We start from the raw sequence: 20,326 nt of genomic DNA, 5'->3' as shown, positions 1-20,326 counted from the left end.
TTATTTTTTGGATGATTCCAGCGCAAGCAGAGAGGCTGGGTTGATTGCCGTTTTGATGTATTTGCCCGCTCTGCTCAGTACTTCCGACACCGTCAGCATTTTTTCCAGACCGTTGTTGTCGATTACATAATCACCGGCGAATAAACCACCACCCGGTTGCAGGAGTGAGCTGATCAGGGAAGCGTGACGCGCTTCGACCGATACGATTTTTCCGGCCAGCGTCAGATAAATGGCATTCGCTTTCGAGATCAGCGGACCTGCTCCGTTGTAAGCCGCAACACCGGTATCTTCCAGCACGCGGGCGGTGTTCAACACTTCCCGGCGGTTGGTGAAATCGATGCTGCTCACGTCAAACTCCAGTTCCCCAATACGCTTGTCAGCCGGGATAGCCGCTTTGAAAAATTCCCGGTGAACCAACTCATGATCGTGAATATCTTTGAAGATCATTTCTTCTTTGCTACCGGCCGCGAACGTTTTCTTTTCGACAACGGCCATGTAGAAAGCCGTTTCCAGTTGCTCCAGCGCGTAAGCATAATTCAGAATGGCGAAGTCACCTTCACCAAAACTAACACCATCGGCCGAAATCCGGGCTCCCGAAATGGTCGGAGCGATCTCATTCATTGAATTTTGGCAAGCCGTCAAAAATGCAGCAGCCGAAACCGTGGTTAACCCTAATGCGCGCAGAAACATCCGACGTTCAACAGATGGAATTGCGGGTACGCTCGGGCCTTTTTTCGGGGTAGAGGTACTTGTTAATTCTTCCATAAGAAAATTAAATTTGTTAATAGGGTGTATAAAAGGATCTTCTTTACAAGACACCCATACGAACGAGTCAGACGAATTTTTGGATTTCAGAAACTTTAAATTATTTTTTATTTGGTCAGTAATCGAGGGAACGGGACAAAACCGGGGCGTTAATGAAAAAATCCGGACAATGACTTATCCGGATTTCAACTACTCACGCTGGCGTTTACAGACTCAGGAATCCCTGGCAGCCGCCTGCGCCTGACGTACCAGGGCGGTCTGCTGCAGGGCGGTTTTTAATTCTTCGATCACAATGGGTTTGGCGATGTAGTCGTCCATACCGGCCCGCAGGCATTCCTCCCGGTCGTCGGCCATCGCGTTGGCGGTCATGGCAATGATGGTTGGCTGGGGACCGGTTTGCTGCCGTATCCAGATCGTCGCTTCCAGCCCGTTCATTTCCGGCATCTGTACGTCCATCAGAATGACTTCGTAAAACCGGCGTTGAACCAGCTCCAGTACTTCGGCACCGTTCTGGGCCAGGTGCGGCTGATAGCCCAGTTTACTCAGAATGTTGAGGGCGAGTTTCTGATTGGCCGGGTAATCTTCTGCTACCAGTATCTGCAGGGGATATTCCTGGGCAAAACTTTCCGACAGGGCGTGGTGCACGGTTTTAGCCACCACCGCCGGTAGTTCGCCCGATTGCTTCAGCTGTTTCTGAACCACGTCAAAAAGCTGCTGCTGCTTGACGGGTTTCGTCAAAACCGACGAAAACAGATCGGGATACGACTTGCGGCTTTCTTCACCAATGGAACTCAACAGGATGATGGGCAGCAATAAATTCCGCCCGCGAATCGCCCGCGCCAGTTGAACGCCGTTGATCTCCGGCATCTGCATGTCGGTGATCACCAGTTGAAACGGCAATTCCTGCGTCAGCAATGCCAGGGCCTGTTTTCCGGACGAAGCCGCCACCACCACCAGTTTCCACTGTTCCAGATGCGCTTTCAGAATGGTCAGATTCGTGGGATTGTCATCGACCAGCAAAACCCGCTTTCCGTCGTTTTCACCCGAATTGAAATAAATATACTGCCGCTGGGCCTGCTGACTGACGTGACACTGAATGGTAAACGTGAATCTAGTCCCCACGCCTTCCTCACTATCGACATCGATCGTTCCGCCCATGAGTTTGACCAGCCGCTCGCTGATGGCCAGGCCCAGACCCGTACCGCCGTACCGCCGGGTCATCGACGAATCGACTTGGGAGAACGCCTTGAAAAGCCGCTGCAATTTGTCTTTGGCAATCCCGATGCCCGTATCCCGCACCCGAAAAACCAACTCCAGTTCCTGGTCGCTGATCCGCCGTTGCAACCCGATGCTGACAAAAACTTCGCCCCGCTGGGTAAACTTGATGGCATTCCCGACGAGGTTGATCAGAATCTGGCGCAGGCGCAGGCTGTCGCCGACAATCTGGGTGGGCACCTGATGCCCGATTTCATACACCAGATCCAGTTCCAGTTCGGCGGCTTTACCGGCAAACAAATCCAGCACGTCTTCGATGCAATGCCGCAGGTCGACATCCTGCAACTCCAGTTCCAGACTGCCGGACTCAATCTTGGAAAAATCCAGAATGTCGTTGATAACGCCCAGCAGGTTGGTTCCGCACTGGTGAATCGTATCGACGTATTCGTGCTGTTCTTCCGAAAGTTCGGTTTCCTGAAGCAGGTAAGTCATGCCCAGCACGCCGTTCATGGGCGTCCGGATTTCGTGGCTCATCGTGGCCAGAAAGACGCTTTTGGCCTGATTGGCCTTCTCGGCTTCTTCCCGCGCCTGTTTCTCCTGAACGCGCTGTTCGTGAATTTCCTCGACAAGCGCCTGTAAATGTTCCGACTGCGTCTGGAGTTCTTCGGTCTGGTACAGCACTTCGGCAGTTCGTTCGCTCACGACTTTTTCCAGCTCATTTTTCTTTGCCTCGATCGCTTTCACCCGCCACCGATAGAAGGCGTAAGCGCCAAAAAGGAGCACGAGCACCAGGCCAAGCCGAAACCACCAGGTTTTCCAGTAAGGCGGAGTAATCGTGATCCTGAGCGCCGTTCCCCGCTCGTTCCAGATGCCATCGTTATTCGACGCTTTCACCCGGAAAACGTACTCGCCGGGATCGAGATTGGTATAGGTCGCCGACCGGTTGTTGCCGACGAAATTCCAGTTGCGGTCAAACCCTTCCAGCTTGTAGGCATACTGGTTTTTTTCCGGTAAGGAATAATTCAAGGCCGCAAACTTCATCGAAAACATCGACTGCCAGTAGGCCAGCGTAATATCGGTGGTTTCGCTAATGCTTTTCAGCAGCGGAGAATCCGGCGCCCCAATTGCAACCGGTTGGTTGAAAAGCTGGAAGTCGGTGATGAAAACCGGCGGAATGGTTGGATTATCCCGCAAACTGTCGGGGAAAAATGTCGTCAGGCCGTTGGTACCGCCAAAGAAAATTTCCCCCTGCGGGCCTTCAAAAACCGCCCTCCGGTTGAACGAATTGCCCTGCAAACCGTCGCTAATGCCATAGTTCCGGAAAGTTTTAGTGCGCGGATTGAATTTACTCAGTCCCTTATTGGTGCTGATCCACAGATTGTTGTGGTTATCTTCCACAATACCCTGAATCACGTCATTCGGCAATCCGTCCTGCTGGAGATACGTAACGAAGGACTGAGTTTTGGCATTGAAACGATTCAGGCCGCTGTCGGTGCCGACCCACAAATTGCCGTGGGAATCTTCATAAATCCGATTGACTAAGTTATTGCTCAGGCTCCCCGGTAGTTTCCGGTTGTAACGATAAGCCGTAAACGTATTGGTTTGCCGGTCAAACCGGTTGAGACCACCGCCTTCCGTACCGACCCAGACGATACCGTTCCGGTCGCAATACAACGAACGAATCACCGCGTGCGCAATGGAACCGGCGACGGTTGGATTGGGCCGGTAATGGACAAACCGCCCGGTTTTTTTATTGTAGCGGCTGACGCCCGCCCCGAGCGTTCCCAGCCACAGGTTTCCCTCCTGGTCTTCAATAATCGTACAGATGCTTTCGTGGCTGATGCCATCCGCCCCGTCGCTGCGGGCGAAATTGTAAAAACCGCCCGTTTCCTTTTTCCATAAACTGAGGCCGCCTTTGTAATTTCCGGTCCAGATAGTATGGTCGCGATCTTCGTAAACGCACATGACAAAATCGCTGCCGATGCTGGCCGGATTCTCGGGATTGTGCAAAAACCGGGTGTATTGATTCGTCCGGCGCACCAGCCGGTTAAGCCCACCGCCGTCGGTTCCCATCCAGATGGTTCCCTGCGCATCTTCGATCACCGACAGGACGTTGTTGTTACTCAGGCTATTGGGGTTATATTTATCCTTTTCGTAGAGTTCAAATTTGCGGGGTTCGCGGTCGTAAAAATTAATACCGCCACTGTACGTTCCGATCCACATATCGCCTTTGCGATCCCGGCGGATGGCGTAAATCGAGCCATTATTCAACCCTTCGCCGTTGGTTTCGCTGTACGGATAGCGGGTAAACGTGGTAAGATCTTTGCTCAGAACGTTGATTCCGCCGTTGCGAGTACCAATCCACAGGCTGCCCCCGCGCCCTTCTTCCAGCGAAATGACGTCGTTGTGGCTGATGGAATTGGGGTTGGCCGGGTTGTTCTGGAAACGGGTAAACGTGCGTTGATCGGGATTCAACAGGTTCAAACCGCCCCCTTCGGTAGCCACCCAGATCCGTTGCTGTGAATCTTCAAAAACCGCCCGCAGGCTATTGAAACTCAGCGACGTTTTATCCGCCGGATTATTGATAAAATGCCGGAACGTCTGGGTTGTCGCATCAAACTCATCCAGTCCACCCCCATCGGTAGCGGCCCAGACCCGGCCCTGCGTATCCACCAGCAGATCATGGATAAAATCATCGTTTAAACTGCCGGGTTTGGCGGGATCATGGGTGAAATGCGTGAACGTTCGGGTGGTTGGATCGAAGCGGTTCAAACCGCCCCCAAACGTACCTACCCACAAAAAACCCCGCCGGTCTTCCACGATGGTCATGACCTGATTATGACTCAGGCTATTCAGGTTGTCGGCCGTCCGCTGGTAGTTGGTAAAATTATCGGCTTCCCGGTTGAACAGGCTCAAACCGCCATCTTCGCTCCCGACCCACAACCGTCCTTTCCGGTCTTCATAAAGCGACCGAATAAAATTATGGCTCAGGCTGGTGGGGTTTTTGGGGTCGTTGCGGTACACGGTAAACGTATAGCCATCGTACCGGTTTAACCCGTCCTGCGTGCCAAACCACATGAAGCCCCGTTTGTCCTGTAAAATACAGGTTACGTTGTTTTGTGAAAGCCCCTCGTTCGTTGTAATATGCTTGAAGCGAATTGGATTTGGTTGGGCGTTAAATGGCAGAACCAGTAAAAAAAACAAGAATAGAACGACGTGTACTGGTTTCATAATAAGCCCTTTAAATTCTTTTTCAATAAATAAATTTTTCTCAATATAGTATAACTATGTCTGGTAATTAGAATATTATATCAAAAATCGTGCGTAAAATTTTGCCTTATCGGGTGATTTTTGGAATACGCTTTTAACGCTGTTTATTGTACAAAACCGCTGGATTATCGGGTTCAACCGAAAGGATTTTACCGATGAAAATGGCGGTGCGGGAAGTAAATAAATAATCGGTTTTAATGTTTTGGATCGCAGCCGTGAGCCGCCACCCTGCTGTGAACCATTGGTCAATTCCGAGTTCCTGTTTACCCAATCCGGCCCGGTATTGATTTCCGCCTGAAAAACAGTCCGCTCCTCCGTTATTTTGAGTCATTATGGAACGATTTGCCACGCTACTGGTCGCCAGCATTTGTACGGCACCCTTATTTTTCTTTCTGGTTTCCGGCCTCGTCTTCGCATCGAACAGAGGACTCAACGGCGACAGCGGTCTGGCCGCGGCTTATCTCGGAACCTGGGGCGGTTTTCTGGCGGCTTTTGTCGGCTTTTTCGTCGTATGGTTTCTGGCCCGGTATTATCTGGCTGAAAACTACCTGCGGTATCTCCAGATCTACGACGGTGTGGCGCTGGTTGGCTGGTTTGTTCTGTACCTGAACTGGACGTCTGACCAGCCTTATTCGCTCGATTACTCCGACCGCCGGGCGGTTTTGAGTATCGAAGCGCGTCTGCCGAAATCATTCCTGAACGGCGCGAAGATTGATTCGCTCATCGAATTTCAGTACATCGGGCAGGATATGGACGAGCCGCATCCGGACCAAATCCGGGAAGAGGGCGATTTTGTGATTCTGCCGTGGGACACAACGCCCCTGGATGCCAACAAATGGAAAATGCGGATTTTCGTTTACAACAAACCGGTCGATTTTATTCTGAATATTCCCCGGCACCCGCAGCAATCCACGGAATGGTCGGTGTGGACCGCCCCGGTTCCTGAGCAGCAGGATGGGCCACTGCCCGACGGCGTTCAGCAAAATTTAACCATTCGGTACCGCTTCCGGCTGATTCCATACGGCATTCAGGAATAAAAAAACCGGGGTAGCTCATGCGCTGAACCACCCCGGTTTTTGAAAAATCAGCGGTTTTATTCCTCTGCCGGATAAAGGTTATAAATCTCCCGGATGCTCTTCATTTTCTGGTCGAAATCGATTTTAAGATCGATCAGTCGCCCGGATTCAATATCGAAAACCCATCCGTGGACGCGCACGCCCCGCTCGCGGTAGGCTTCCTGAACGGCAGCGGTTTTGATCAGGTTCATGCATTGCTCCTCCACGTTCAGCTCCACCAGCCGCTTGTAACGAAGCTCGGTGTCTGAAATGGCGTTTAATTCGTCTTTGTGCAGCCGATACACATCGCGGATATTGCGCAGCCACGGGTTCAGAATCCCCAGATCAACCGATTGCATGGCCGCTTTTACGCCCCCACAATTGTAGTGGCCGCACACCACCACGTGATTCACTTTCAAATGCCGAACGGCATAATTCACCACCGACATTACATTCAGATCGATGTTGTTGACCAGGTTGGCAATGTTGCGGTGAACAAATGCCTCACCCGGCTGAATTCCCATCAGATCTTCGGCGGTAACGCGGCTGTCGGAACAGCCAATATAGAGAAACTCAGGCTGCTGCCCCTTTGACAGGTCGCTGAAGTAGTTTTCATTAACGGCCAGCTTGTCAGCAATCCATTTCTCGTTATTTTGAAATACGGTTTCGATTTTCATGAATAGGATGTTAACGTGAAAGGCCCAAGTTCGCTAAATTATTTTTTACTTTCAAAAAGGAAGAGCCCCGACCTTCTGGAGGATCGGGGCAAATTGTTCTTCATCGGAGTGCTTCACCGGGCTTATTTTTGCCAGAAATCATCTTCCTGCGTGATATCCGCCGAATAGACTTTCGCACTGACAATCTGCTCGTTTTCAACGGTATAAACGTCGATATTGTCCACATCCAGCACCAGGCCGGTAGGCTTCACGGCTTTCCAGTGGACGAGACAGGCGACGGTATTGCCGTTGACGGCGGTTACTTTCACATCGGTTAATTCCAGCGTATGGGCCGACACTTCCAGCATGCCGCCCACCATCTGAAAAACTTCCGTACTCGACTTTTTCGCGCCCGAAAACCGGTTATTGCCCGGCTGATTCCACTCAATATTCGGGTGCAGACTGGCGGCTACCGTTGCATTATCTCCTTTTTGTACGGCAGTCAGAAAATCACTGACCACTTTGGCGGCTCCTTTTTCCATCGTTTCTGGTTTTTGCTGCCCGGTTACGGTCTGGCGGCCCGGTTCTGCCTTTTTCGTGCGATTGATTGGGGCAATTCCAAAGCTGTTGACGACCATAACCAGAGCAAGTGTGATTGTTTTCATTCTGTTTTTTGACAAAAGTACCGGGTCGAAACCGGGTAACCTGTACCAAAAAACGACAACCACTTACCATTTCACGACAGAAAACCGGGAAGCATCAGGCGGTTCTTTTTGCGGCTGCAGCTTCGTCGATCAGCCGTTGCAGCTCGATAGCGAGTTGGGGTGTTTCGGGCAGCGTCAGTAGAAAAATCTCTTCAAGAACGGTGCGGAATTCGGCCACGCTGGTCAGTTCCCGCTGCTCGGATTCGCCACCGAGCCGGTGCGTTGTCAGCAGGGTGTTGCGAAGGCCGTACCGACGATCGGGGATGGTTCGGGCAACGGCCAGGCTGCTGGTAAAATAAGAAGTTGGATGCGTACACAAATACCAGCTAAAGACCTGATAATCGGGCAACAGAAATTCCCGCAACGTAAAGCGGTACAGCGACTTCCAGCCTTCTTTGACATACGCCTGAAGCACCAGTTCGTCGTCCGGCTCGATCAGCCGGAAAGGTTCGTGGGGCGTTGTCTGCACGGTATTCAATTCCAGCAGAAGCGGCCCCGTCGGCGACAAACCACCGAAACCGACATCGACCAGGTACGACTCCTCCCCCACTTCCACCCGCAGCACCTGGTGGGTAATGGGTTTGGTTTCGCCTTCGGGAACGTTCCAGAGGACGCGGGCGGCCAGCCCCCGCACCCGAAAACCGAGTGCCTGCAAAACGAAACTCATCAGCCGGTTTTGTTCGAAACAATAACCGCCCCGACCGCCGTGGATCATTTTCCGCTGCAACGCGTCGCTATCGAGCAACACCGGAATTCCCAGCAACGGATTGAGGTTTTCGAACGGAATGGTTGCGACGTGCAGGCGTTGAATCGTCCGCAGCGTTTCGAGTGTTGGCGTACGCTCCCCGGCATAGCCAATGCGCTGAAAGTAAGCGTCTAAATCGATTTCCGGCGTTATCGGAACCGGTTCTGTTTCCTGATCAGTAGTTGCGTTCATGCGTACAAAGGTAGAGATGGGATGAAAAAAAGAACGGGGAAATTTTTCACATATTCGCACAGGCGGTTTTGGCTGCTGACATAGGGCTGTCACAGGTCGGTTGTAAATTTGATTACACAAAAACAACCTCATCATGGCACACGCAATTGCAGAAAAAACCGAACTGACGCTGGCATCCTTTCTGACCGATTTGGCCATTTACAATCAATGGGCCAACCAAAAGCTGGTCGAGTGGCTGAAAACAAAACCGGTTGACCTAATGGAGAAAACCGTACCTTCGAGTTTTCCGAGTCTGAAAGAAACGCTGGTGCATATCTGGGATACGCAACGGTTCTGGGTTTCGGTATTGCAACAAGTTCCGCCCCCGCCTTCGTTCCGGCTGCTGGGATTTGACGGTACCGTCGAGGACGTTTTTGAGGGAATTGTGGACCAATCGGCGGAACTGGCGGATTATGTTCAGTCGCTCACCGACTCGGACTGGCAGCAGGAAGTTGTGCTGACGACGCCCTGGGTCGAAGGGGTTCGTTCGCGGATCGAATTTCTCCAGCATTGCCTGAACCACAGCAGCTACCACCGGGGGCAAGTCGTGACCATCGGCCGGAATGTGGGCCTGACCGACGCCCCGATGACGGATTATAGTTTTTATTTTTTGATGAGTTGAAATAGATTAGAGAGGATAGACAAGAGAATAGAGACAATTTGTAGCCCTGACAGCGGTCGGAGACCCTGACAGCGGCATTTCTGGATCTTTTAAGTATGACAAATAACGAAATCAGCACGTACCGGCTGCATAATCAGCAACTGACGCAACAAACCCTGACGACACCCGGCGAGGTGGTATCCTGGTTCGGGGCGGTTCAGGCACAGGATTATGCCGCCGGGAAATGGGCCATTGGCAACCGGCTGCCCGGTTTAACGGAGGTGGATATCGAGCAGTCGATTGCCGACCGAACCGTGATCCGCACCTGGCCGATGCGCGGCACGCTGCATTTCGTGGGGGCTGCCGATATTCACTGGATTCTCGAATTGCTGCATCCCCGGTCGCAGGCGCTCTACGCCAATTATTGGCGCCGAAACGAACTGGACGAAACCGCGATTACGAAATGCTACGGCGTGCTGACGAAAGCGCTGGAAGGTGAGAAACAACTAAAACGCAGCGAACTGAAAATCCGGTTGCAGGAAGCCGGGATTCCGACGGACGAAAACCGCCTGGGAATTCTGCTCGGTCGCGCTTCCTACGACCGCCTGATCTGCCACAGTGGCCGCAGCCAAAACGAATTTACATTTGCGTTGCTCGACGAATGGGTTCCCAAAACCAAAAGTCTGTTGCGCGACGAAGCCTTGGCCGAATTCACCAGGCGGTATTTTACCAGCCACGGCCCGGCCACAGTAGCGGATTTTAGCTGGTGGTCGAGCCTGACGCTGACCGAGGCCCGGGCTGGCCTGGAACTGATCAAGTCCGGTTTGGTGTTGGAAGTCGTCGACGGGCAGACGTACTGGATGCCGTCGATTTCAGTGCCGAAAAAGGCCGGGACGACGGCGTATCTGTTACCGGTTTATGACGAGTACCTGGTTGCCTACAAAGACCGCAGCGCCCCGTTCGACGGATTGAGTCCCGAGCAAATCACCGCCACCGGGAACGGCATTTTCAGTCCGGTAATTGTTGTCGATGGCCAGATCGTCGGCACCTGGAAACGGACCTTGAAAAAGACTGCGGTTTTAATTGAAACCCGGCTGTTTGCACCCCTCAGCGACGGGCAGCATCAGGCACTGACCGAGGCCAAAAACCGCTACGTGCGTTTTTTGGGGATGGCGTGAGATCTGGTTCTCAACCCAATTCCCTCCTACTCCGTTTCCGGTTTTCGGGAAATGCAAAACCGGTGCCAGCCGCTGGTTTCCTGATACTGAACCTGCAAGCCGTAGTTGTCGCAGATTTCCTTGATAATCGCCAGCCCTAACCCCACGGAATCCGAGCTGGAACCTTCCTTTTTGAAGCGTTCGAATAACCGCTCGGGCGACGAAACCAGGGCACTGCCGGTATTGCCCAGCCACAATTTTTCACCATCCGACGCCAGTTCCAGCCGCCCGTTCGCGTGGTTGTGTTTGATGGCATTATTCACCAGATTCGTCACGAGGCTGTCGGCCAGCGACGGCGGAAGCTGGACTTCAAACGGCATCGATTGGGAAATCTCCACGGCAATCTGCTTGTGAATCAGCACCTCCTCCATGTCGTCCAGTTTTTCGGACAGCAAAACCGTCAGATCAATTGTGTGGTTAGCGGTAAACTGCTGATTTTCAATCTTCGCCAGCAACAGCAATCCCTGATTCAGCCGGGCCATGCGCCGGGAAGCCTGGTAAATATCTTCGATCCAGCGGCCCTGCGTTTCGGTCAGTTTTTCCGACTGAATCAGTTGCTCAACTTTCGCGTTGATCAACGCCAGCGGGGTCTGAATTTCGTGGGACGCATTTTCGGTAAATTCTTTCAGGCTGCGGTAATCCTGCTGCATTTTGTCGCCCATTTTCCGCAACACCTCGTTCAGTTCCCGAAACTCATTGATTTCCGGTTTGTCGAGTTGCAGGGGCGTCGCACTCGCCAGATTAAACCGCTTGATGCGCGACAGCGTTTCGTAAAATGGATGCCAGAGCCGCCCCGACAATTTGCCCTGAAACCAGAAGGTGCCCAGCAACAATAAGCCCAGACAAACCACCATCGTTGCCGTAATGACCTCCATGAGCTGGTAGGATTGAATCAGCGATTTCCGGATCGAAACCCGGTGCGTGACGCCCTGAATGGGTACGTAAAATGTGAACTGCCGAAATGGCATCAGCTCGTTGTCGTAGCGATTGCGGATCAGCGTGTCCGTAAACGACTCCGTTTGCGGTGCATGAGCACTGACCGGGTCAACGTCAATCTTGTTTTCGACGAAATAGGTGCTGTCCGACCAGACTTTGTGCAGACGGATATAGGCTTCAAAATCAAGCCGTTCGACCCTCAGACGGCTTTCCACTTCCCGGTAAATCAGAATCCGGACCACCTGGTAAAAGGCCAGCCCGGCGAAGAGGTAAATGGCCAGCGAAAAGGCCAGATAAATTTGATTGGTTTTGGCGAGAAGTTTCAAGATTCTCCAAATTTGTAACCAATTCCGTACACCGAGCGCACATAATCCGAACCGCCTTTTTCCAGTAGTTTCCGGCGCAGGTTTTTGATGTGTGAATACACCATATCCAGCGAATCCGCCGAGTCGATGTTGTCGCCCCACAAATGCTCGGCGATGGAAACTTTGGTCAGCACCACGTCAATATTCGACAGAAAATACAGCAGTAAATCGTATTCTTTCCGGGAAATAATTGTCAGTTGACCGTTGACATACACCTTCCGCGACGCCGGATTGACCCGGATTTCCCGAAACCGGATTTCGGTATGCCCCCCAAAATTCCGCCGTCGGATCAGCGATTTCACCCGGGCGTTCAGTTCCGAGAGGTGGAACGGTTTGGTCAGGTAATCGTCCGAGCCGATTTCCAGCCCCCGGATCTTGTCTTCCAGCGCGTTACGGGCCGAAATGATGATGACGCCGGTGGTCGCCAGCAGCTTTTTCAGCGTTTCGATCAACTGAAAACCGTTGCCGTCGGGCAGCGTCAGGTCCACGATCACACAATCGTAATCGTAAAGGTAAATCCGCTCGTCAGCTTCCCGAAACGTGGCCGCTGTTTCGCAAATATACCCCTCCTTGTTCATATAGTCGCTGATGCTTTCGGCCAGGCCTTTTTCATCTTCTACTACCAGTACTTTCATCGTTTCACCGTTCGTCTATATAAACGCCAAAAGTATCGGGCAATGTTGGAAAGATTTGGGAAGTTTTGTTCATCCCGAATTTATTACCATCTATCAGTGGACTTTCGTTTACCGCCCCTAAATCCCCTAAAGGGGACTTTTTCTTACGGGATTTGAAAGTCCCCTTTAGGGGATTTAGGGGCGTTTCATAGGATGCCAATTTACCAAAAACAAACCAATAGCCCCCGGTTTAAACCGGAGGCCAACTGGAAAACCGTGGGCTGATTAATTTACGCCAGCGTCGCGTCCACGCTGATCGTCGTGTTGAACAGCTTCGAGATCGGACAATTGTGTTCGGCGTGATCGACAAGTTCGTCGAATTTGGCCTGATCCAGCCCCGGTACGCTGGCGGTCAGCGTCAGTTTCGAACTGGTAATCCCGCTTTCTTCCAGCGTAATGGCGCAGCTAACGTCCAGCGCGTCGGCGGCAAAACCGGCCTGCTGAATGTTGAAGGCCAGTTGCATGGCAAAACAGCCCGCGTGGGCAGCCGCCACGAGTTCTTCGGGATTGGTACCGATGCCGTCGGCAAACCGGGTGTTGAACGAATATTGCGTCTGGTTCAAAACCGTGCTGGCGGTTGTCAGGGTTCCTTTTCCATCCTTGCCGGTTCCGGCCCAGTGTGCTGAAGCTTTGCGTGTAATTTTCATGGTGAACTTTATTGAAGGTGTTTGTGATTTGTTTTTTGATGGATCAAAGGTAGCGGGCGGTTTTAGGCTAATTTTTCACCTATGTTAAAAAGCGCCGGGCGCGCTGAAAAATTTTTCATTTGCCCCTAAAAACGTTGCCCCTAAATCCCCTGAAGGGGACTTTCAAATCCCATAAGAAAATCCGCTAAAGGGGATTTAAGGGCAACATTCGATTTAAAATGGATTCGACAAAACACACGGTTTTACACGATCATTTGCAACAGTTTGCCCAGCTTTCCGAAGCGGATCTGCAATTGGGCGATGCGTTCTGGCACATTCGGGCCATGCCAAAACACGATTACTTCAACTTCCGGAATTCGGTCTGTCGGCAGGTTGGATTTATTCTGAAAGGACTTTTTCGGGTGTATTACATCGATCCGAAAACCGAACTGGAACACAATGTCTATTTTATCCCCGAACACGCATTCCTGACCTCGCTCAAAGGATTGGTCACACAAACTACCTGCCCCTACCTGATCGAAGCGCTGGAAGATGCCGAGTTGCTGGTGATCGACCGCGACCATCTGCAGCAATTGTTCGCGCAGTCGCACGGCTGGGAGCGGTTTGGCCGGTTGCTGGCTGAGAATTACTTCATGTTCAATCAGATGCGCTCTGAAAGCCTGCTGACCCAAACCGCCGAAGAGCGCTACGTCGATTTGCTCAACAACTTCCCGGATATTCTGAACCGGGTATCGCTGGGGCATATTTCGTCGTATCTGGGCATCAAAGGCCCGTCACTCAGCCGCATCCGGGCGCAGGTAGCGCGTCGCTGAATCCAAAAAATTATTTCGCAGCGTTAGAGACTGTCTACAATTTATAATTTTCCTTTTCCACTTTGCCCCCAACCCCCTAAAGGGGGCTTTGAAATGCCTATTAAAGCTCCCTTTAGGGGGTTGGGGGCAGACCGATGAAAGGGAAAATCTGAATTGTAGACAGTCTCTTAAGCGGAGAAAATCAGAGTTTACCAGAGATGTTCTCCGCGTACCTCCTGTTGACTCCGCGAAACAACAATTCTACTTCCTCTCTTCCCAAATGTTTCCAGAATTGACCGTTTGTTTTGCAGGCACTTGTCACGGTTTTGTTACCATAACCGCTAAGCTAGTTGCCAATGAAACAGACCATTTTCTTCTGCCCCCCACCCCCTGAAGGGGGCTTTATTCGAATGTTGAAAGCCCCCTTCAGGGGGTGGGGGGCAAAATTAGCCCTACTGCTGCTGCTGGGGTCTGGCGTCGGACAGGCACAAACCCTGAGTCTGTCGCAGGCCATCGAACAGGGCACCCAGGCGTATCCGTTTCTGAAATCCAAACAAGCCGAAATCCGGAGTGCGGAAAAACGGATACAATCCAGCCGGACCGAGTTTCTGCCCAGCATGATTGTGCAGGATCAGTACACCTACGCCACCAGCAACGCCCTGAACGGCTCGTTTTTTCCAAACGAAGGAACGTCCATTTCGACCTCCGGCGGTATTCGCCCCGATAACATTTATCAGGGTACGACCGGTAGTTTTCTCAGCGCCGTCATCGACTGGCGGGTCGTCAATTTCGGGCGGGTAAAAGCCAACGTGAAAGTGGCCGAAGCCGACCTCCATCGCTCGCAGATCGATTACGAAAACGAGCTGTTTCAGCACCAGATCCGGATTGTCGACGCGTACCTGACGCTGCTGGTCAACCAGAAACTGGTGGATGTGCAGCGCGCCAACCTGCAACGGGCACAGACGTTCAAAAACGTGGTTGATGCGGGTGTCCGGTCGGGCATGCGCGCGGGTGTCGATAGCTCGCTCGCGACCGCCGAAGCCGTCCGCGCCCGGCTGCAATTGCTGGAAAGCGAACAGCGCGAGCAGGTCCAGCGGTTGCGGTTATCGGAATTGATCGGTCAGGTACAGTCCGGCATCCGCGTCGATAGCATGCGGTTTTACACCACGCTACCCCAAACCAATTTTCAGTCGGATTCGATTTCGCCGAAAAACCCGGTTCTGCGGTTTTTCCAATCCCAGATCAATCTGTCGTCCGCCCGAACCGTGGCGCTGCAACGCTCCATGCTACCGTCTATTTCGCTCGTCGGAGCGGGCTGGGCGCGGGGTTCCGGGTTCACCAATGCCGACGAAACGTTCAAAATGGATTTTAACCGGGGGCTTGGTTATCAGGCCTATAACTACCTGTTCGGCGTGGTAGCCCGCTGGAACCTGACCAATACGCTGCGGGTCAAACAGGATTACCGCGCGGAACAATTTCAGGTCGAACGATTCCGGCAGCTGTACAACGACCAGCAGTTGCGCATCACCCGGCAAAACCGGGAAGCCGAAACGCAGCTCGGGCTCGGGCTGGAACAGGCGCGTCAGGCCCCCGTCCAGCTTCGCGCGGCCCGGCAGGCTTACAACCAGGCCCAGGCCCGTTACCAGAACGGTCTGGCCGATTTACCCACGCTCCTGCAAAGCTTCGTCACCCTCAACCGGGCCGAAACCGATGGCTACGTCGCCACCAGCAACGTCTGGCGGTTTCTGCTCCTGAAAGCCGCTGCCGAAGGAGATTTATCGCTGTTTATGAACCAGATTAAATAAAGTATACGGTTTTCGGTTTACCGTTTTCGGTAGCTGACGCGCGCTTTCTGAGCAGATTTATGCTAAGCGTTAGCTAGAATGCGTCAGCCACCGAAAACTGAAAACCGAAAACTGAAAACCGTAAGATTATGTATCAAATCATTCGTTCCGCGCTGCGGAAACCCATCTCGGTGCTGGTGCTGGTGGTCGGTATTCTGTTCTTTTCGGTGATGTCACTGTTTACCATTCCGGTCGACATTTTCCCGAACCTCGACTTACCGACGATTTACGTGGTGCAGCCCTACGGAGGGATGGCGCCCGACCAGATGGACGGTTTTATCGCCACCCGTTATCAGGATCACTTTCTGTACGTTTCCGGGATTCGCGACATCGACGTGAAAACCATCCAGGGTTTATCGCTCATTAAACTTTCGTTTTATCCCGGTACCGACATGGCGCAGGCCGCGGCTGAAGTTGCCAACAACGTTTCCCGCGCCAAGGCTTACATGCCGGAGGGAACCGTGCCGCCCCAGGTGGTGCGGTTTGATGCCAGTTCGGTGCCGGTGGGGCAGTTGGTGTTCGAAAGCCAGAGCCGTTCGCTGAACGAAATTCAGGACTTTGCGTCGTCGCGGGTGCGGCCGATGTTTTCCCGGATTCCGGGCGTTTCGAGCCCTCCGCCGTTCGGGGGAAACCAGCGGACGGTTCTTATCAAGGTAAACCCGCAACTGGTGCGCAGTTACCAGTTGACGCCCGAAGAAGTCATCAAGTCGATTGTGATCAACAATCAGCCGTCGCCCGCCGGAAACATCCGCATCGGCGACAAGGCCCTGATGACGCCGGTGAACTCGCTGGTCAAAAAACCGGAAGACTTCCTGAACATCCCAATTCGTGTGGGTGCCGGACCGACGGTTTTTGTGCGGGATATTGGAACCGTGGAAGACGGCGCCGACGTGACGGTCAGTTACGCGCTCGTCAACGGACGGCGGGCGGTTTATATTCCGGTTGTCAAAAAATCGGATGCTTCGACGCTCGATGTCGTGAACAACATCCGCAAAGCCCTGCCCGAACTGCGGGCCGCCGTGCCCGAAGACGTCAAGATTTCGTACGAATTCGACCAGTCGGTGTACGTGACCAACGCCCTGAAAAGTCTGGTGACGGAAGGGATTCTGGGAGCGGTTTTGACCGGTTTGATGGTGCTACTTTTCCTGCGCGACTGGCGCAGCGTGATCATCGTGGTCACGACGATCCCGATTTCGATTCTGTCGGCGGTGATCATGCTGAATCTCTGCGGGCAAACCATCAACATCATGACGCTGTCGGGACTGGCGCTGGCCATCGGGATTCTGGTCGATCAGGCGACGGTGACGATTGAAAATATTCACCAGCACCTGGAAATGGGCAAACCGAAAGCCGTTGCGATCTGGGATGCCTGTAAGGAAATCGTTTTCCCGGAATTCCTGATTTTGCTGGCTATTCTGGCGGTTTTTGCCCCGGCTTTTGTCATGAGCGGGGTGCCGCGTTCCATGTTCCTCCCGCTGTCGCTCTCGGTCGGTTTTGCCATGATTGCGTCATTTCTGCTTTCGCAGACGTTCGTACCGGTTTTGGCCAACTGGCTGTTGAAAAGCCATCCTGAACACGAAGCACCAACGCTGGCGCTGGATGCCAACGAGCGTCACGCGATTCTGGACGAAGCGGCTCATCCGGCCAAAAATCCGACCGGTTTTGACAAGTTCAAACAGCGGTATTCCAACGCACTCGAAAAAATCCTGAACAGGCGCGGTTTGGTCGTTGGCGGTTATCTGATTGGTAGCCTGGCGATTATCGTCGTCTGTTTCATGGTTATCGGAACGGATATCCTGCCGCACGGCAACAGCCACCAGTTCCAGATGCGCCTGCGAATTCCCGACGGGACGCGGGTCGAACGCACCGAAACCGCTACGCTGAAAGTGCTGGATATTATCAAAGAATCGGTGGGTGCAGAGAACGTCGAAATCTCGTCGGCTTACGTCGGCACGGTGCCCTCAAGCTACGGAACTTCCAACATTTTCGTCTTCAACAGCGGCCCACACGAAGCGGTTTTGCAGGTGTCGCTCAACGAAGAACATCACGTAAAAATGGATGACCTGAAGGAAGAACTGCGGGAGCGCATTGCCAAAGCCCTGCCGACGGCCAGCATTTCGTTCGAACCGATCGAGTTGACCGAAAAAATTATGAGTCAGGGCGCGTCGACGCCGATTGAGGTAACGGTGGCCGCCAAAGACCTGAACGAAGCCGGGCGGTTTGCCAACAAGATTCGGTCGGAAATGACGAAAATTGACTTCCTCCGCGACGTCCAGATTGCGCAGCCACTGGCGTACCCGATTCTGAACGTGACGATGAACCGCGAACGGGCCGGGCAACTGGGCGTTACGTCCACGCAGGTCGCCCGCTCGATGGTGGCGGCTACCTCGTCCAGCCGGTTTACGGACAAAAACCTCTGGCTCGATGAGTCGAAAGGCCTGGCGTATCAGGTGCAGGTCCAGATTCCGGAATACAAAATGAGCAGCGCCAGCGATATTGGTAACATTCCGTTGCGAAGTGGCGAAATGCGGCCGCTGTTGTCGGACGTGGCCACGTTTTCGGAAAGCACCGCGCCGGGTGAATACGATCGCGCCGGCCCCAACCGCCTGGTAACGATCACGGCGAACCTGCAGAAAAAAGATTTGGGATCGGCGCGGAAAGCCGTTGAAAAAGCGATCAAAGACGCGGGCGATCCACCCCGTGGGGTTCTGGTCGAACTGGGCGGACAAACCAACCTGCTGACCGATACATTGAGCAGTTTGCAAACCGGTTTGATGGTCGCCATCGTGATCATCTTCCTCCTGCTGGCCGCTAATTACCAGTCATTTAAGCTATCGCTGGTGATTCTGGCGGCTATCCCGGCTGTAATTGCCGGGTCGCTGCTGATGCTGCTGGCTTGTGGAGCCACGCTGAACCTGCAATCGTACATGGGACTGATCATGTCCGTCGGGGTATCGGTAGCCAATGCGATTCTGATGGTCACGAACGCCGAGAATTTGCGGCTGGAAATCGGCGACACGCGCAAAGCCGTGGTGCTGGCAGCCAACAGCCGGATTCGTCCGATTCTGATGACCAGTATCGCCATGATTGCCGGGATGGTACCGATGGCATCGGGCATGGGTGAAGGGGGCGACCAGATTGCTCCGCTCGGCCAGGCGGTTATTGGCGGGCTGATTGCCTCCACGCTGGCCGCTTTACTGATTCTGCCCTGCGTATTTACCCAGTTTCAGACCAAAGCTTCGGTGCAGTCGGTCTCCCTTGATCCGGAAGATCCGGAAAGCAAATTTTACAATCAACCCCTTCGTGCCGTCGTATGAAACCGCTTTTGAAAGTCGTTTGGCCCGTCGTTGCCGCAGCCGGAATGGCGGCCTGCACCTCGGCCTCCAGTGAAGAGAAAAAAACCGTTAAAGAGCCAGAGGTTCAGAAAATTTCCATCGCTGAAGTGCAGACGATGCGGCCCAGCAAACAGATCACGCTGCCGGGCGAACTGAAACCCTGGAACCGGGTCAGTCTGTACGCCAAAGTGAAAGGATTTGTCCGCGATGTGCGGGTCGACCGGGGTTCATCGGTGCGGAAAGGTCAGGTGCTGGCCGTACTCGACGCGCCGGAAGTGTTGTCGGAATTGAGCCAGGCCCAGGCCCAGATGCAGGCGCAGGAAGCCACGCTGATCGAACATACCGCCCGGTTTCGCGCCAGTCGGCTGACCTATAACCGCTTACTACAAACCAGTAAAGTGGAAGGAGCGGTTTCGTTGCACGAACTGGATCAGGCGCAGGCCCGCATGCAGGCCGACAGCGCCACAGTGGCCGTGGCAACGGGTAACATCCAGGCGGGTCGCTCCAATTTCCAGACCAAGAAGGAACTGCGGCAGTACCTGACCATCACGGCGCCTTTCGACGGGGTCATCACGGAACGGAACGTGAGTTCGGGGGCGCTGGTGGGTGCAGGCGACAGCAACGCCAAACCGCTGTTTGTGCTGGAAGACAGCCGGACCTTGCGGTTAACGGTGGCGATTCCGGAAACCTTTGCGAATCAACTGGCCAACAAAAGTGCCGTTACGTTTACCGTTAATGCCATTCCGGAGCAGCAGTTCAACGCAAAACTGGCGCGGAGTGCGCAGAGTTTAGTCGAGGCCAATCGCTCGATGCTGGCCGAATTCGACTTCGACAACCGGGCGAACCAGTTGAAATCCGGAATGTACGCCGAGGTGCAGTTGCCCGTCGAACGAACGGCTTCGACCTTGTTTGTTCCCAAAACCGCCGTGGTGAGTTCCAGCGAAAAAACGTTCGTGATTCGCGTCAACAACAACAAAGCTGAATGGGTGTCGGTCGAAAAAGGCAACACGCTTGACAGCCTGGTCGAAGTGTTCGGCGGTTTGCGGGCGGGCGAACCCGTGGTCCGGATTGCTTCGGAAGAGATCCGCGACGGGCAGACGGTAACGCGGAAATAATTATAAATGTAACCCGGGCTATACTATCGTGTAGCTGATTATTGCCGATAAAATCCCGTAGGGATGGAATCTTTGTAGGAAAAACCGGCCGCTAAATCTCGGCGTGGGGGGGGGGGGGGGAGGAAAAAAAAAATGTATATGGGAACGACACGCGACCAAT

The 20,326-nt window shown here is 53.3% G+C and carries 17 protein-coding genes; 8 read left to right on the top strand and 9 right to left on the bottom strand.

Annotated elements, in window-relative coordinates; genetic code table 11:
- Positions 1-621, bottom strand: coding sequence for a ferritin-like domain-containing protein (locus GJJ30_RS05245; RefSeq protein ID WP_229312975.1), 621 nt, complete (start codon positions 619-621; stop codon positions 1-3).
- Between GJJ30_RS05245 and GJJ30_RS32285 the strand changes: the two genes are divergently transcribed.
- Complete coding sequence (locus GJJ30_RS32285; protein WP_229312974.1) at positions 599-1,009, top strand: hypothetical protein; 411 nt, start codon at positions 599-601, stop codon at positions 1,007-1,009. The genes GJJ30_RS05245 and GJJ30_RS32285 overlap by 23 nt on opposite strands.
- On the opposite strand, the gene GJJ30_RS05240 is transcribed toward GJJ30_RS32285, so the two are convergent.
- Together GJJ30_RS05240 and GJJ30_RS05235 are read right to left on the bottom strand one after the other, a co-directional pair.
- On the bottom strand, positions 979-5,211 hold the full coding sequence (locus GJJ30_RS05240) for a hybrid sensor histidine kinase/response regulator (RefSeq protein WP_154173888.1): 4,233 nt from the start codon (positions 5,209-5,211) through the stop codon (positions 979-981). The genes GJJ30_RS32285 and GJJ30_RS05240 overlap by 31 nt on opposite strands.
- Positions 5,212-5,344: 133 nt before the next feature.
- Positions 5,345-5,581: a hypothetical protein gene (locus GJJ30_RS05235; RefSeq protein ID WP_154173886.1), complete on the bottom strand. Its 237-nt coding sequence runs from the start codon at positions 5,579-5,581 to the stop codon at positions 5,345-5,347.
- A 1-nt stretch (position 5,582) separates the two neighbouring features.
- On the opposite strand from GJJ30_RS05235, the gene GJJ30_RS05230 reads away from it, so the two are divergent.
- Complete coding sequence (locus GJJ30_RS05230) at positions 5,583-6,287, top strand: hypothetical protein (RefSeq protein ID WP_154173884.1); 705 nt, start codon at positions 5,583-5,585, stop codon at positions 6,285-6,287.
- Positions 6,288-6,343: 56 nt separating this feature from the next.
- Here GJJ30_RS05230 and GJJ30_RS05225 read toward each other — a convergent pair whose 3' ends face one another.
- From GJJ30_RS05225 to GJJ30_RS05215, 3 genes are all read right to left on the bottom strand, one after another.
- Positions 6,344-6,982 carry a carbonic anhydrase gene (locus GJJ30_RS05225; protein WP_154173882.1) on the bottom strand — a complete coding sequence of 213 codons (639 nt, stop codon included), beginning with the start codon at positions 6,980-6,982 and terminating at the stop codon, positions 6,344-6,346.
- Positions 6,983-7,104: 122 nt separating this feature from the next.
- On the bottom strand, positions 7,105-7,626 hold the full coding sequence (locus GJJ30_RS05220; protein ID WP_229312973.1) for a nuclear transport factor 2 family protein: 522 nt from the start codon (positions 7,624-7,626) through the stop codon (positions 7,105-7,107).
- Between the two features lie 94 nt (positions 7,627-7,720).
- Positions 7,721-8,602, bottom strand: coding sequence for an arylamine N-acetyltransferase family protein (locus GJJ30_RS05215; protein ID WP_154173880.1), 882 nt, complete (start codon positions 8,600-8,602; stop codon positions 7,721-7,723).
- Positions 8,603-8,735: 133 nt separating this feature from the next.
- Here GJJ30_RS05215 and GJJ30_RS05210 point away from each other — a divergent pair, with 133 nt between their 5' ends.
- Both GJJ30_RS05210 and GJJ30_RS05205 read left to right on the top strand, forming a co-directional pair.
- Positions 8,736-9,263 (top strand): DinB family protein, encoded by a 528-nt coding sequence (locus GJJ30_RS05210; RefSeq protein WP_154173878.1) that lies wholly within the window; start codon positions 8,736-8,738, stop codon positions 9,261-9,263.
- Positions 9,264-9,358: 95 nt separating this feature from the next.
- A complete protein-coding gene (locus GJJ30_RS05205; RefSeq protein WP_154173876.1) occupies positions 9,359-10,420 on the top strand; it encodes a winged helix DNA-binding domain-containing protein in 1,062 nt (353 codons plus the stop codon).
- Between the two features lie 26 nt (positions 10,421-10,446).
- Here the strand turns inward: GJJ30_RS05205 and GJJ30_RS05200 are convergent, their stop codons facing one another.
- The 3 genes from GJJ30_RS05200 to GJJ30_RS05190 form a co-directional block, all read right to left on the bottom strand.
- Positions 10,447-11,721, bottom strand: coding sequence for a sensor histidine kinase (locus GJJ30_RS05200; protein WP_154173874.1), 1,275 nt, complete (start codon positions 11,719-11,721; stop codon positions 10,447-10,449).
- Positions 11,718-12,395, bottom strand: a complete 678-nt coding sequence (locus GJJ30_RS05195) for a response regulator transcription factor (protein WP_154173872.1) — start codon at positions 12,393-12,395, stop codon at positions 11,718-11,720. The genes GJJ30_RS05200 and GJJ30_RS05195 overlap by 4 nt, the downstream gene beginning before the upstream one ends.
- A 269-nt stretch (positions 12,396-12,664) precedes the next feature.
- Positions 12,665-13,081 carry an OsmC family protein gene (locus tag GJJ30_RS05190; protein WP_154173870.1) on the bottom strand — a complete coding sequence of 139 codons (417 nt, stop codon included), beginning with the start codon at positions 13,079-13,081 and terminating at the stop codon, positions 12,665-12,667.
- Between the two features lie 218 nt (positions 13,082-13,299).
- Between GJJ30_RS05190 and GJJ30_RS05185 the strand changes: the two genes are divergently transcribed.
- From GJJ30_RS05185 to GJJ30_RS05170, 4 genes are all read left to right on the top strand, one after another.
- A complete protein-coding gene (locus tag GJJ30_RS05185) occupies positions 13,300-13,893 on the top strand; it encodes a Crp/Fnr family transcriptional regulator (protein WP_154173868.1) in 594 nt (197 codons plus the stop codon).
- 335 nt (positions 13,894-14,228) lie between these two features.
- Positions 14,229-15,677 (top strand): TolC family protein, encoded by a 1,449-nt coding sequence (locus GJJ30_RS05180; RefSeq protein WP_229312972.1) that lies wholly within the window; start codon positions 14,229-14,231, stop codon positions 15,675-15,677.
- 128 nt (positions 15,678-15,805) lie between these two features.
- On the top strand, positions 15,806-19,033 hold the full coding sequence (locus GJJ30_RS05175; RefSeq protein ID WP_154173866.1) for an efflux RND transporter permease subunit: 3,228 nt from the start codon (positions 15,806-15,808) through the stop codon (positions 19,031-19,033).
- Positions 19,030-20,166, top strand: a complete 1,137-nt coding sequence (locus GJJ30_RS05170) for an efflux RND transporter periplasmic adaptor subunit (RefSeq protein WP_154173864.1) — start codon at positions 19,030-19,032, stop codon at positions 20,164-20,166. The genes GJJ30_RS05175 and GJJ30_RS05170 overlap by 4 nt, the downstream gene beginning before the upstream one ends.
- Positions 20,167-20,326: the final 160 nt, after the last annotated feature.

The sequence above is a fragment of the Larkinella terrae genome (assembly GCF_009668025.1).
GTDB classification, from domain to species: domain Bacteria; phylum Bacteroidota; class Bacteroidia; order Cytophagales; family Spirosomataceae; genus Larkinella; species Larkinella terrae.
Note: the sequence above shows the minus strand (reverse complement) of the source record. Positions and strands in the feature narration are given on the sequence as shown.

What these genes read in the sequence shown, in the direction of transcription:
- GJJ30_RS05190 (WP_154173870.1), bottom strand. Translation starts at nt 13,081, where the DNA reads ATGAAAATTACACGCAAAGCTTCAGCACACTGGGCCGGAACCGGCAAG.
- GJJ30_RS05185 (WP_154173868.1), top strand. Translation starts at nt 13,300, where the DNA reads ATGGATTCGACAAAACACACGGTTTTACACGATCATTTGCAACAGTTT.
- GJJ30_RS05175 (WP_154173866.1), top strand. Translation starts at nt 15,806, where the DNA reads ATGTATCAAATCATTCGTTCCGCGCTGCGGAAACCCATCTCGGTGCTG.
- GJJ30_RS05205 (WP_154173876.1), top strand. Translation starts at nt 9,359, where the DNA reads ATGACAAATAACGAAATCAGCACGTACCGGCTGCATAATCAGCAACTG.
- GJJ30_RS05220 (WP_229312973.1), bottom strand. Translation starts at nt 7,626, where the DNA reads ATGAAAACAATCACACTTGCTCTGGTTATGGTCGTCAACAGCTTTGGA.
- GJJ30_RS05240 (WP_154173888.1), bottom strand. Translation starts at nt 5,211, where the DNA reads ATGAAACCAGTACACGTCGTTCTATTCTTGTTTTTTTTACTGGTTCTG.
- GJJ30_RS05245 (WP_229312975.1), bottom strand. Translation starts at nt 621, where the DNA reads ATGAATGAGATCGCTCCGACCATTTCGGGAGCCCGGATTTCGGCCGAT.
- GJJ30_RS05180 (WP_229312972.1), top strand. Translation starts at nt 14,229, where the DNA reads ATGAAACAGACCATTTTCTTCTGCCCCCCACCCCCTGAAGGGGGCTTT.
- GJJ30_RS05210 (WP_154173878.1), top strand. Translation starts at nt 8,736, where the DNA reads ATGGCACACGCAATTGCAGAAAAAACCGAACTGACGCTGGCATCCTTT.
- GJJ30_RS05170 (WP_154173864.1), top strand. Translation starts at nt 19,030, where the DNA reads ATGAAACCGCTTTTGAAAGTCGTTTGGCCCGTCGTTGCCGCAGCCGGA.
- GJJ30_RS05230 (WP_154173884.1), top strand. Translation starts at nt 5,583, where the DNA reads ATGGAACGATTTGCCACGCTACTGGTCGCCAGCATTTGTACGGCACCC.
- GJJ30_RS32285 (WP_229312974.1), top strand. Translation starts at nt 599, where the DNA reads ATGGTCGGAGCGATCTCATTCATTGAATTTTGGCAAGCCGTCAAAAAT.
- GJJ30_RS05225 (WP_154173882.1), bottom strand. Translation starts at nt 6,982, where the DNA reads ATGAAAATCGAAACCGTATTTCAAAATAACGAGAAATGGATTGCTGAC.
- GJJ30_RS05235 (WP_154173886.1), bottom strand. Translation starts at nt 5,581, where the DNA reads ATGACTCAAAATAACGGAGGAGCGGACTGTTTTTCAGGCGGAAATCAA.
- GJJ30_RS05195 (WP_154173872.1), bottom strand. Translation starts at nt 12,395, where the DNA reads ATGAAAGTACTGGTAGTAGAAGATGAAAAAGGCCTGGCCGAAAGCATC.
- GJJ30_RS05215 (WP_154173880.1), bottom strand. Translation starts at nt 8,602, where the DNA reads ATGAACGCAACTACTGATCAGGAAACAGAACCGGTTCCGATAACGCCG.